The sequence below is a fragment of the Streptomyces sp. NPDC001108 genome, from assembly GCF_053598535.1.
In genome coordinates this window covers 133,597-145,409 of record NZ_JBSFKL010000007.1, presented here as the reverse complement: position 1 = coordinate 145,409, position 11,813 = coordinate 133,597, and the positions used below count along the sequence as shown (strand labels likewise).

The window sequence follows — 11,813 nt, the reverse complement described above, 5'->3', positions numbered from 1 at the left end:
CGTGCTCCACTGGGGTGACACGCCTCGGCGTGCCGAACCACCTAGAGGGGCACACATGGGGGCAACGGAGCCCAACGTTCTGCTGGCTGCCCTGATCGAGGAGGCGGGGGTCTCCCGGGCCGGTCTGGCCGCGCACATCAACCGGGCCGGGCGGGTCCGCGGTCTGCGGCTGCGGTACGAGCACACCGCGGTGGCCCGCTGGCTGAAGGGGCAGCGCCCGCGCGGCGAGGTGCCCGACCTGATCTGCGAGGTGCTCGGCCACCGGCTGAACAGGCCCGTCGCGCTCGACGACATCGGCATGGCGGCCCCGGGCACCGGCGCGGTGGTGCCCGCCTCCCCGCTGGGCGGCTTCGTCGAGCGGGCCACCGCGCTGTGGCGGTCCGACGACTCCCGGAGCCCGCAGGGCCTCGTCCCGGCGGCCGTCACCGGCACCGCGGCGGTGATGCCGGTCTGGGAGTGGGAGAACCCTCCGGAGGACCTCGACGTGTCCCGCGACGGGCCGGCCCGGGTCTCGATGGCCGACATAGTGACGTTGCGCGCGGCCCGTGCCCACTACGAACTGATGTACCGCCGGGCGGGCGGGATCGCGACCCGCTCCCGCGTCGTCGGCTTCCTCAACGCCGGGACCGCACCGCTGCTCCGCGGCGGCTACAGCGACGCGATGGGGCGGCGGCTGCACCGGGCGGCGGGCGGCCTGGTCGCGGTCGCCGGGATCTGCGCCTACGACTCCGACGCGCACGGCCTGGCCCAGCGCTACTTCCACCAGGCGCTCCGGCTGGCGAAGGCGAGCGGCGACCGGGGGTTCGGCGGCTATGTGATCGCCCTGCTGGTCAACCAGTCGCTGCTGCTCGCCGACTACCGGCAGTCGGTGGCCTTCGCCCAGGCGGCGCTGCGGGCGGCCAAGGGGCACATCAGCCCCGCACTCGCCGCCGACCTGTACGCGATGCAGGCCAAGGCGTACGCCCGGCTCGGCGACGCGGCCGGTGCGCGGGAGTGCATCCGGCGGGCCGAGGCGGAGGCCGCCCGGATCACCCCGGGCCTGGAGCCGGACGAGACCGGGTACGTCCAGCCGGGGCTGGTCGATGTGCAGGTGGCCGAGGCGCTGCTGGGGATCGGCGATCTGCCCGGTGCCCGGGAGCACGCCGCCAACGCCGTGCGCGCCCCCGCGCACGACCGGGGCCGGGTGCACCGGCTGGCGATGCTCACCCATGTCGAGCTCCGGCAGGGCGAGGCGGACCGGGCGGCGGCCACGGCGGTGGAGATGGCGGAGCGGGCCCGGGGCATGGAGTCGCGGCGGCTGCGCGACCGGCTGTGCGCCGTGCGCGAGGAGTTGATCGCGAGCGGCTGCGCGGACGCGGGCCGGGCCGCCGAACTGATCGACGGAGCGCTCCGCGTGCCGCTGTGAGCCGTCCTCCGCCTGGACCGGTGCGTTCCGTTCCGGTGCCGCTCCTGCTGCGATATGGCCACCTCTTCGTCGAAAGGCGGCAGAAACGTGCAGTGGGCGAATCTGAACGAACAGACCGTGTATGAGAATCGCTGGTTCCGGGTCAACCTCGCGGATGTGGTCGTCCCCGGGGGCCAGCACCTCGACCACTACCTCATCCGGCTGCGCCCGGTCGCGGCGGCCACCGTCGTCAACGAGGCCGACGAGGTGCTGCTGCTCTGGCGGCACCGGTTCATCACGGACAGCTGGGGCTGGGAGCTGGCCGCCGGGGTCGTGGAGGACGGCGAGGAGCTCGCGTCCGCCGCGGCCCGGGAGATGGAGGAGGAGACCGGCTGGCGCCCCGGCCCGCTCCGTCCGCTGCTGACCGTCGAGCCCTCCAACGGCCTCACCGACGCCCGGCACCACCTCTACTGGTCCGAGGAGGCGGCCTGGACCGGCGAGCCCCGGGACGCCTTCGAGTCCTCGCGCCGGGAGTGGGTGCCGCTCAAGCTGGTGCCGGAGCTGATCGCCCGGGGCGAGGTCCCGGCCGCGGGCATGGCCGCCGGGCTGCTGATGCTCCACCACTTACGGCTGGGATGAGCGCCCCGGGGCGCCGGGGAACGCGTACGGGGCCGGCCCGGGGATCGCCCGGACCGGCCCCGTACGGGGTGACGTCTGCGCGGGTCAGGCGTACGGGTAGAAGCCCGAACCGGTCTTGCGGCCGAGCCGGCCCGCGTCCACCATGCGCTGGAGCAGCGGCGGGGCGGCGTACAGCGGCTCCTTGAACTCCGCGTACATCGAGTCGGCGACCGAGGCGACCGTGTCGAGCCCGATCAGGTCGGAGAGCTTGAGCGGGCCCATCGGGTGGGCGCAGCCGAGCTCCATGCCGTTGTCGATGTCCTCGCGGCTGGCGATCCCCGACTCGAACATCCGGATGGCGGAGAGCAGGTACGGGATCAGCAGCGCGTTGACCACGAAACCGGACCGGTCCTGCGCCCGGATCGGGTGCTTGCCCAGCACGTCCTGGACCAGCGCCTCGGCGCGCCGCACCGTCTCGTCGGACGTGGTCAGCGCCGGGATCAGCTCGACGAGCTTCTGCACCGGGGCCGGGTTGAAGAAGTGGATGCCGATGACCTGGTCGGGGCGGGAGGTCGCCACGGCCAGCTTCACCAGCGGGATGGAGGAGGTGTTCGAGGCGAGGATCGCGTCCTGCCGGGTCACCACCTGGTCGAGCACCTGGAAGATCTCGGTCTTGACCTGCTCGTTCTCCACCACGGCCTCGATGACGAGGTCGCGGTCGGCGAACTCTCCCAGGTCGGTGGTGAAGGTCAGCCGGGCCAGCGTCTCGTCGCGCTCCTCGGTCGTGATCTTGCCGCGCGCGGCGGCCTTCGACAGGGAGGTGTGCAGCCGGGTGCGGCCGATCTCCAACGCCTCGCCGGTGGTCTCGGCCACCCGGACGTCGAGGCCGCTGCGGGCGCACACCTCGGCGATGCCCGCGCCCATCTGGCCACAACCCACCACTCCGACCCGTGCAATGTCGGCCATAGAGTCCGTCACCTCGTGCCTTTCGCTGTTCCGGGGGTCGCGGGTTCCCGTCCGATTCCGGTGCCCGCCCCGACCCCCCGACGTTACTCGCGTCCTGCGGGTCGGCGAGGGCCGGGGCGGGCATGCTCTGCGTTACGCCTGATAACTGGCGCGACAGATGTTGACGACGAGCACAGAGAGACGGCAGGTGCAGCGAGATGCGGCAGATGGCCCGAAGAGGCTTTGTGACGGGTGCGGCAGGTGTGGTCGCGGGGGTGATGGGCTCGGCCGTCGCGGCGGGTGACGCGGCGGCCGTCCCGGCGCGGCGGAACGACGTTCCGGGAACCGGCGCGGCGGGGCACCGGGGGCGCGGCCGCGCCGCCCGGCGCGAACTGCGCGGCATGTGGGTGGCGACCGTCGCCAATCTCGACTGGCCCTCGAAGACCGGGCTGTCGGCGTCGGCGCAGAAGGCAGAGCTGATCGCGTACCTGGACAAGGCGGTGGAGCTGCGGCTGAACACCGTCGTCCTCCAGGTCCGGCCGACCGCGGACGCGCTGTGGCCCTCGCCGTACGAGCCGTGGGCCCAGTACCTCACCGGCGTCCAGGGCAAGGACCCCGGCTGGGACCCGCTGGGCACCGCGGTGACCGAGGCCCACCGCCGGGGCCTGGAGCTGCACGCCTGGTTCAACCCGTACCGGGTCGCCAACCACACCGACCCGTCCCGGCTGGCCGCCACCCACCCGGCCAGGCTCCACCCCGACTGGGTCCTGCCGTACGGCGGGAAGCTCTACTACAACCCCGGCCTCCCCGAGGTCCGCCGCTTCGTCCAGGACGCGATGCTCGACGCGGTCCGCCGCTACGACATCGACGCCGTGCACTGGGACGACTACTTCTACCCGTACCCGGTCGCCGGGCAGGTCTTCGACGACGACGCCGCGTACGCCAAGTACGGGGCGGGCTTCCCGGACAAGGCGGCCTGGCGGCGCGACAACACCGACCGGCTGGTGCGGGAGACCGCCGAGCGGATCAAGGAGATCAGGAAGGGCGTCCAGTTCGGCATCAGCCCGTTCGGGGTGTGGCGCAACGCCTCGACCGACCCGCTCGGCTCCGACACCAAGGCGGGGGTGCAGACGTACGACGACCTGCACGCAGACACCCGCGGCTGGATCCGGAAGGGCTGGATCGACTACATCTGCCCGCAGATCTACTGGAACGTCGGCTTCGCCGCGGCCGACTACGCCAAGCTGCTGACCTGGTGGAACGAGACCGTACGGGGGACGGGCGTCGACCTCTTCGTGGGGGAGGCGCTGTACAAGGCCGGCGACCCGGCCCAGCCCGCAGCCTGGCAGGACCCGGCCGAACTCTCCCGCCACCTCGACCTCGCCGCCGACCGGGACCAGGTCCGCGGCCATGTCTTCTTCTCCGGGAAGGACGTGGTCAACGACCGGATCGGGGCGATGGCCCGGGTGGTGGGCGACCACTACCGCAACCGGACCCGCCCGCCCCGCTGACGGGTGTCGCGGACGGGCCGGCCGGAGAACCGGACGGCCCGCCCGCGCCCCCGGGCACGGTCTACGCGGCCGGGGGCCGCTTCCGGGCGCCGGTGTGTTCCACGACGCTGTCGGGGCCGGGTGAAATCAGATGTTCGTGTCCGTCGTCGGAGCGGACGCGGTACGGGGGAGTGCCCCCGGCCCCGAGCACTTCGACGATCTCTGCGACCTTGTCGTGCTGGCCCACGGTCCGGCCGTGGGTGACCAGGCGGTCGCCGGTGCGTGCCTCCATCGGGACTGACCTCCTCCTGGGTGGCGGTCCATGTCGACAAGTCTATGTCTCGACCGGGACTTCGCCCGATGAACGGTCCCGGCGGGGGCGCCCGGCCCGCGACGCCGGTGGGAAGCGGCCGCGCCGCCCTTGGGAAGAGGGGAATCAGGCCAATCGGCCCCGGGATCCGTCGCGACAGGCCCGGCCGGGCGGCGGGACGGACGGACCGGTGAAGGCCCTTGACCGACAGGATGTTCGGATCCACGATCGCCGCCATGACTTCCAGAGTCTCGTTGGTGGCGGCGGCACGCAGCTCCGGCCTGCTCGCCGAGCGCTTCGACGACGACCGGCCGCTGGACCACACCGGTCTGTACGAGATACGGCTGGCCGCGCCCGCCCTCGCCCCGCTGGGCGCCGCCGAGCTGCGCTACTGCTCGCCCACCCCGCGCAGCCGTGCGACCGGTGACGCCCTCGGCTTCGCCCCGCTCGTCCAGCCCGCCCTGCGCGACTGCGACATGGGCAGATGGCGGGGGTGCACCCTCGCCGACGTCACGGCGTGCGAGCCGGCCGCGGTCGACGCCTGGCTCGCGGACCCGCGCGCCGCCCCGCACGGCGGTGAGCCGCTGCTCGCGTTCATCACCCGGATCGGCGGCTGGCTGGACACCCGCCCGGTCTGCGACGGCGCCATCGTCGCCGTCGCCGAACCGGCGGTCGTCAGGGCCGCGTTGGTCTACGCGCTCAAGGCCCCGCCCTCGACGTACTGGAACGTGGACGTCGGACCGCTCTCGACGGTCACGCTCACCGGCGGGCCGGGGCGGTGGAGCCTGCGGCTCGAAGCGGGCGCGCGCTGACCGGTGAACGGGCAGGTCGGCGCCCGGTTGCCCGGCCGGATCCGCCGCCCCGCCGCTGCCCTGCCCGGTGGACCGCCGCTGGCCGAAACGCAACGCTGCGGGGACCGGCGCCGGTCGTGGTGCCCGGCACCGGTCCCCGCCGTGCGGTGCCTACTCGCTCTGTTCGGTTCCGGTGAGCAGGGCGAGGGCCTCGGCGACGGCCGTCTCGATGGTGGGCTTGTCGAGGCCGAGCCCGGTCAGCGGGCCCGAGCCGTCCTCCTGCTCCAGCAGGGCGAGCAGGATGTGCTCCGTCCCGACGTAGTTGTGGCCCATGCGCAGGGCCTCCCTGGCCGTCAGTTCGAGGGCCTTGCGGGCCCCGGTGTCGAACGGGGTGAGTGCGGGCAGTTCGTCGGCCGTGGCCGGGGGCAGCGCCTCGGTCGCGGCCCGGCGGACGTCCTCCAGGGTGATGCCCTGGGCCCTGATGAGGGCCGCCGCGAGTCCTTCCGGCTCGCTGAGCAGTCCGAGCACCAGGTGCGCGGGGCCGATCTCGTTGTTGTGCGCCGCGTGGGCCTCGTTCATCGAGGCCGTCACGACGTTGCGGGCCCGCGGGGTGAAGCGGCTGAACCCCTGGTTGGGGTCGAGGTCGGAAACCTCGCCGGGGTCCTTGGGCACGAAGCGCTTCTGGGCGGCCTGCCGGGTCACCCCCATGCTCTTGCCGATCTCGGTCCAGGAGGCGCCCGAGCGCCGGGCCTGGTCCACGAAGTGACCGATCAGGTGGTCGGCCACGTCGCCGAGGTGGTCCGCGGCGATCACCGCGTCGGAGAGCTGGTCCAGGGCGTCGGTGTGGGACTTCTTGATGGCCTCGATCAGGTCGTCGAGGCGCACGGGATGGGTCGGGCGGGTCGGATTCACCATGCGTCAACGGTAGGTTGACACCCTCCGACTGTCAACCTCTCGTTGACAGTCGGAGGGGTGGCGGTTTTCATCCGTTGCAGAAGACGCACGAGTCCCAGTACGCGGGTGCGCACAGCACCCGGTGCCGTACGCACGAGGCCATGACGGCCTCCTCCGGGCCGGGGAAGGAGAGGGGGCGCTGCGCCGAGGGCGTCGCGCGGGCGGTGGCGGGATCGAACGCCACGACCATCTCCCGGTACTGCCGCAGGAACCCCTCCGCGTACGGCGGGTCGTAGTCCAGCTCGTCCCAGCGGTGTCTGCGCAGCGCCAGGTCGATCACCCGCAGGACGAAGTCCTTCGCCGCTCCCCGCTCGCCGGGGGAGTCGCCCCAGTCGATCTCCTCCAGGTCGAACCCGACCACCCCGCGCCCCACGGCGCCCTGGTCCTGGAAGGCCAGCAGGGCGGCGAAACGGTACTCCCAGACGGTCTCGGCGAGCTCGGACACCGCCAGCATCAGTACGTCGACGAAGACGTCCGTGCTCCCGTTGGACATGGACAGGGTGCGGCCCCCGCCGTGGAATGTGTTCCCCATCCCGGCACGGTAGCGAGTGGGGCCGGGGCCCTGCGACCGTCGCAACGACGGAGCGCGCCGCCCGGCGTGGAGGCCGGGCGGCGCGCTCGTTCCATGCGTGCGGGGACGGATCAGAGGGTGCCGCAGTCCGCGATGGTGATCTTGGCGGAGGGGCGGCCGCTGCCCGAGCCGAGCGCCTCGATCTTCTTGACCAGCGCCATGCCGGCCTCGTCGTCGACCTCGCCGAACACCACGTGCTTGCCGTCCAGCCACGACGTCACGATCGTCGTGATGAAGAACTGCGAGCCGTTGGAGTTCGGGCCGGCGTTGGCCATGGAGAGCAGGCCCGGCTTGGTGTGCGCCAGCTTGAAGTTCTCGTCGGGGAACTTGGCACCGTAGATGCTCTTGCCGCCCGTGCCGTCGCCGCGGGTGAAGTCGCCGCCCTGGAGCATGAAGTCGGGGATGATCCGGTGGAAGGACGACCCCTTGTAACCGAAGCCCTCCTCGCCCGTCGCCAGCTTGCGGAAGTTCTCCGCCGTCTTCGGGACGACGTCGTCGAACAGCTTGAAGGTGATCCGCCCGGCGGGCTCGTCGTTGATGGTGATGTCGAAATAAACCTTGCTCGTCATGGACCCATCCTGACATCGAAGGGTCCGGGCTCGTCGGCCGGGCGGGGATATTCGGCTCCCACCTGCGAGGACCGGGGGCGGTGCGCCCCACGTAACCTCTCTTCCGTGTCCGTCTCCCGCCTGCACCGCGTCGCCGTCCTCGTACTCGAAGGGGCGAAGCCGCTCGATGTCGGCATCCCCGCGCAGGTCTTCTCGACCCGCGCGAGCATGCCGTACGAGGTACGGGTGTGCGGAGCCGCGCCGGGGCTGGTGACCGGCGGCGACGGCCTGTCCTACGGCGTCACCCACGGCCTCGACGCGCTCGGGTGGGCCGACATCGTCTTCGTGCCCGGCTACCGCTTCCCGGACCGGGAGGACCCCCCTCGGGCCGTCGTCGAGGCGCTGGTCGCCGCCCACGCCCGGGGCGCGCGGCTCGCCGCCATCTCGACGGGCGCCTTCGCACTCGCCGCCACGGGCCTGCTCGACGGCAGGCGCGCCACGACCCACTGGCACTACACACGGGCGCTGGCGGCCCGGCACCCGCTCGTCCGGGTCGACGAGAACGTGCTCTTCGTCGACGAGGGCAGCGTGCTGACGTCGGCCGGCGCGGCCTCGGGCATCGACCTCTGCCTGCACATCCTCCGCGGCGACCTCGGCGTGGCCGCGTCCAACCACGCGGCCCGGCGGCTCGTCGCGGCCCCCTACCGCAGCGGCGGCCAGGCGCAGTACGTGCCGCGCAGCGTGCCCGAACCGCTCGGCGAGCGGTTCGCCGCCACCCGCGAGTGGGCGCTCCACCGGCTCGGCCGGCCCCTCACCCTGGAGGCGCTCGCCCGGCACGCCGCGGTGTCGCCGCGCACGTTCTCGCGCCGCTTCGTCGAGGACACCGGGTACACGCCGATGCAGTGGATCATGCGCGCCCGCGTCGACCTGGCCCGTGAGCTGCTGGAACGTTCGGAGCGGAGCGTCGAGCAGATCGCCACCGACGTGGGCCTCGGCACCGGCGCCAACCTGCGGCTGCACTTCCAGCGGATCCTCGGCACCACGCCCAGCGAGTACCGGCGCACGTTCACCAAGGGGGAGTAGCCCGGGGAGGGGCACGCGTGGCGAGATCCTTGTGAACCGTGGCGATCGTGCCGCTGTCGCGGGCGGGCGCGGCGCGCGAGATTGGGTGGCGAACCGAAGGGACACCATTCATGACTCGCATCGCCATCAACGGATTCGGCCGCATCGGACGCAACGTGCTCCGCGCCCTGTTGGAGCGCGAGACCGCCCTGGAGGTCGTCGCCGTCAACGACCTCACGGAGCCCACCGCCCTCGCCCGGCTGCTCGCCTACGACTCGACGTCCGGCCGGCTCGGCCGCCCGGTGAGCGTCGAGGGCGACGTCCTCGTCGTGGACGGCCGCCGCATCAAGGTGCTGGCCGAGCGCGAGCCGGCGCAGCTGCCGTGGGCCGAGCTCGGTGTCGACATCGTCCTGGAGGCGACCGGCCGCTTCACCTCGGCGAAGGCCGCCCGCGCCCACCTCGACGCCGGCGCGAAGAAGGTGCTGGTCAGCGCGCCGTCGGACGGCGCGGACGTCACGCTCGCGTACGGGGTCAACACCGACGCCTACGACCCGGACGTGCACACGGTCGTCTCGAACGCCTCCTGCACCACCAACGCGCTGGCGCCCCTGGCCTCGGTGCTCGACGAGCTCGCCGGCATCGAGCACGGCTTCATGACGACGGTGCACGCCTACACGCAGGAGCAGAACCTCCAGGACGGCCCGCACCGCGACCCGCGCCGGGCCCGTGCCGCCGGCGTCAACATCGTGCCGACCACGACCGGCGCCGCCAAGGCGATCGGCCTCGTGCTGCCGAACCTCGACGGCAAGCTGTCGGGCGACTCGATCCGCGTACCGGTCCCGGTCGGCTCGATCGTCGAGCTCAACACGACCGTCGCCCGCGACGTGACGCTCGACGAGGTGCTGGCGGCGTACCGCACCGCGGCGGAGGGCCCGCTCGCCGGTGTGCTGGAGTACTCCGAGGACCCGCTGGTCTCGTCCGACATCACGGGCAACCCGGCCTCGTCGATCTTCGACTCGGCCCTCACCCGCGTCGACGGCCGCCACGTCAAGGTGGTCGCCTGGTACGACAACGAGTGGGGCTTCTCGAACCGTGTGATCGACACGCTCCAGCTCCTCGCGGGCTGAACCGGCCGCCGGGGCGGGACACCGCCCCGGCAGCCGCCTCCCCGCACGCCCCGATCGGCCGCCCGCGCCGACCGGGGCGTGCTGCCGTCACGGCCGGGAAGAGCTCTCCGTGGACGGGGCGTCGTCACGCGGGGGCGCCGAGCGGCGGGTGCTCCAGGACGCGGGGCCGGTACTCGACCAGTTGGATGCGGCCGTCGAAGGTGCGGTGGTCGATCATGTCGAGGGCGACGTCCGGATATCCGTCGTAGACGCGTTCGTCCCCCGTGGCCCCGGTGATCACCGGGAACATCACGACCCGGAAGCGGTCGACGAGTCCGGCCCGCAGGAGGGACCGGCAGAGGCCGAGGCTGCCGACCGTGCTGAGGAGCCCCGAGCCGCTCGCCTTCATGGCGCGGACCACTTCGACGGCGTCGTCGCGGACGAGGGTGGCGTTGGCCCATGCCAGCGGCTCCTCGAGCGAGGAGGAGAAGACCACCTTGGACGCCCGCGTGAGCTCGTCGACGGACGCCTCCTCCTCGGGCCTGAACTCCTCCTGGCCGGCCGGGACCTCGCCCGCGGCGAAACCCGACATCAGGCGGTAGGTGTTCGCCCCCATCAGATGGGTGGCCCCGGGCTGCTCGCCGAGCCACGCCAGGTACTCCGGGCCCTCCAGACCCCAGAACCCGGGCCATCCCTCCCCTGACGCGTGGCCGTCGAGGGAGGTGATGAAGTCGACGAGAAGCTCAGACATGGCGGTGTCCTTTCCTGGGGCGTCACGGGCTTGGACCGGCCGGGAGCCGCGAACTCATCGGTCGGCCCCGAGGCAGGGAATCGGCCCCGGAGGAGGGGAAGCGGCCGTCGGGCCCGGCCGGGCCGGGTGACACGCCCGGTCGCGGGACGGCCCGCCCCGAGGCCGGATAGCTTTGCATAAAAGTGCAGTGTTGCGTATAGTCATGCCATCGACGAGGAGGGTTCCGATGGTGGTACGCGCAGCGGTGGCAGGGGCGAGCGGATACGCCGGAGGGGAGCTGCTCCGTCTTCTGCTGGTCCATCCCGGGGTCGAGATCGGGGCGCTCACGGCCAACTCCAACGCGGGGCAGCGGCTCGGCGGGCTCCAGCCGCACCTGCGGCCCCTCGCGGACCGGGTGCTGCAACCGACCACCCCCGAGGTCCTCGCCGGGCACGACGTGGTCTTCCTCGCCCTTCCGCACGGCCAGTCCGCCGCCGTCGCCGAACAGCTGGGCGAGGACGTACTGGTCGTGGACATGGGCGCCGACTTCCGGCTCAGGGACGCCGGGGACTGGGAGCGGTTCTACGGCTCCCCGCACGCCGGGACCTGGCCCTACGGCCTGCCCGAGCTGCCCGGCGGCCGCCCGGCGCTCACCGGCACCAGGCGGATCGCGGTGCCCGGCTGCTACCCGACCGCCGTCTCGCTGGCGCTCTTCCCCGCGTACGCGGCCGGGCTGGCCGAGCCCGAGGCCGTGATCGTCGCCGCCTCCGGCACCTCCGGGGCGGGCAAGGCGGCCAAGCCGCACCTGCTCGGCTCCGAGGTGATGGGCAACATGTCCCCGTACGGCGTCGGCGGCGCCCACCGACACACGCCCGAGATGATCCAGAACCTCAGCGCCGCGGCCGGCGAGCGGGTCACCGTCTCCTTCACGCCGACCCTGGCGCCCATGCCCCGCGGCATCCTCGCCACCTGCAGCGCGAAGGCGAAGCCCGGGGTGAGCGCCGAAACGGTCCGCGAGGTGTACGCGAAGGCGTTCGCCGACGAACCCTTCGTGGACCTGCTCCCCGAGGGCCGGTGGCCCGCCACGGCGGCCGTCCACGGTTCCAACGCCGTACAGGTCCAGGTCGCCCTCGATGCGGCCGCGGGCCGGATCATCGTGATCAGCGCCATCGACAACCTCACCAAGGGCACCGCCGGCGGCGCCCTGCAGAGCATGAACATCGCCCTCGGACTGCCCGAGGAGACAGGCCTCTCCACCATCGGAGTCGCTCCGTGAGCGACGGCGGCACGACCGCCGGCCTGGG

The 11,813-nt window shown here is 72.8% G+C and carries 13 protein-coding genes; 7 read left to right on the top strand and 6 right to left on the bottom strand.

Annotation, left to right across the window (positions count from 1 at the left end; translation table 11 throughout):
• Nucleotides 1-55 precede the first annotated feature (55 nt).
• Nucleotides 56-1,405, top strand: coding sequence for a transcriptional regulator (locus ACWC97_RS17915; protein ID WP_352277539.1), 1,350 nt, complete (start codon nucleotides 56-58; stop codon nucleotides 1,403-1,405).
• Between the two features lie 87 nt (nucleotides 1,406-1,492).
• Nucleotides 1,493-2,023 (top strand): NUDIX hydrolase, encoded by a 531-nt coding sequence (locus ACWC97_RS17910; RefSeq protein ID WP_450650200.1) that lies wholly within the window; start codon nucleotides 1,493-1,495, stop codon nucleotides 2,021-2,023.
• 84 nt (nucleotides 2,024-2,107) lie between these two features.
• On the opposite strand, the gene ACWC97_RS17905 is transcribed toward ACWC97_RS17910, so the two are convergent.
• Nucleotides 2,108-2,968 (bottom strand): 3-hydroxybutyryl-CoA dehydrogenase, encoded by an 861-nt coding sequence (locus ACWC97_RS17905; RefSeq protein ID WP_352277535.1) that lies wholly within the window; start codon nucleotides 2,966-2,968, stop codon nucleotides 2,108-2,110.
• 197 nt (nucleotides 2,969-3,165) lie between these two features.
• Here ACWC97_RS17905 and ACWC97_RS17900 point away from each other — a divergent pair, with 197 nt between their 5' ends.
• A complete protein-coding gene (locus ACWC97_RS17900) occupies nucleotides 3,166-4,458 on the top strand; it encodes a glycoside hydrolase family 10 protein (RefSeq protein WP_450650198.1) in 1,293 nt (430 codons plus the stop codon).
• Nucleotides 4,459-4,519: 61 nt separating this feature from the next.
• Here ACWC97_RS17900 and ACWC97_RS17895 read toward each other — a convergent pair whose 3' ends face one another.
• Nucleotides 4,520-4,729: a DUF1918 domain-containing protein gene (locus ACWC97_RS17895; protein ID WP_352277532.1), complete on the bottom strand. Its 210-nt coding sequence runs from the start codon at nucleotides 4,727-4,729 to the stop codon at nucleotides 4,520-4,522.
• A gap of 254 nt (nucleotides 4,730-4,983) precedes the next feature.
• Between ACWC97_RS17895 and ACWC97_RS17890 the strand changes: the two genes are divergently transcribed.
• Nucleotides 4,984-5,559: a histidine phosphatase family protein gene (locus ACWC97_RS17890; RefSeq protein WP_352277530.1), complete on the top strand. Its 576-nt coding sequence runs from the start codon at nucleotides 4,984-4,986 to the stop codon at nucleotides 5,557-5,559.
• 150 nt (nucleotides 5,560-5,709) lie between these two features.
• On the opposite strand, the gene ACWC97_RS17885 is transcribed toward ACWC97_RS17890, so the two are convergent.
• The 3 genes from ACWC97_RS17885 to ACWC97_RS17875 all read right to left on the bottom strand — a co-directional run bounded on the left by ACWC97_RS17885 (nucleotide 5,710) and on the right by ACWC97_RS17875 (nucleotide 7,632).
• Nucleotides 5,710-6,453: a Clp protease N-terminal domain-containing protein gene (locus tag ACWC97_RS17885; protein ID WP_352277529.1), complete on the bottom strand. Its 744-nt coding sequence runs from the start codon at nucleotides 6,451-6,453 to the stop codon at nucleotides 5,710-5,712.
• A gap of 67 nt (nucleotides 6,454-6,520) precedes the next feature.
• Nucleotides 6,521-7,024 carry a hypothetical protein gene (locus ACWC97_RS17880; protein ID WP_352277527.1) on the bottom strand — a complete coding sequence of 168 codons (504 nt, stop codon included), beginning with the start codon at nucleotides 7,022-7,024 and terminating at the stop codon, nucleotides 6,521-6,523.
• Between the two features lie 110 nt (nucleotides 7,025-7,134).
• The gene (locus ACWC97_RS17875; protein ID WP_352277526.1) at nucleotides 7,135-7,632 is read right to left on the bottom strand and encodes a peptidylprolyl isomerase; all 498 of its coding nucleotides are present in this window, start codon (nucleotides 7,630-7,632) and stop codon (nucleotides 7,135-7,137) included.
• Nucleotides 7,633-7,737: 105 nt separating this feature from the next.
• Between ACWC97_RS17875 and ACWC97_RS17870 the strand changes: the two genes are divergently transcribed.
• Complete coding sequence (locus ACWC97_RS17870) at nucleotides 7,738-8,694, top strand: GlxA family transcriptional regulator (protein ID WP_352277525.1); 957 nt, start codon at nucleotides 7,738-7,740, stop codon at nucleotides 8,692-8,694.
• A gap of 110 nt (nucleotides 8,695-8,804) precedes the next feature.
• Entirely contained in the window at nucleotides 8,805-9,800 is a 996-nt protein-coding gene (gene gap / locus ACWC97_RS17865; protein WP_352277523.1) for a type I glyceraldehyde-3-phosphate dehydrogenase, read from the top strand.
• Nucleotides 9,801-9,924: 124 nt separating this feature from the next.
• Here the strand turns inward: gap and ACWC97_RS17860 are convergent, their stop codons facing one another.
• Nucleotides 9,925-10,530, bottom strand: a complete 606-nt coding sequence (locus ACWC97_RS17860) for a dihydrofolate reductase family protein (protein ID WP_450650195.1) — start codon at nucleotides 10,528-10,530, stop codon at nucleotides 9,925-9,927.
• A 226-nt stretch (nucleotides 10,531-10,756) separates the two neighbouring features.
• On the opposite strand from ACWC97_RS17860, the gene argC reads away from it, so the two are divergent.
• Nucleotides 10,757-11,785, top strand: coding sequence for an N-acetyl-gamma-glutamyl-phosphate reductase (gene argC, locus ACWC97_RS17855; RefSeq protein WP_450650193.1), 1,029 nt, complete (start codon nucleotides 10,757-10,759; stop codon nucleotides 11,783-11,785).
• The last annotated feature ends 28 nt before the right edge of the window (nucleotides 11,786-11,813 follow it).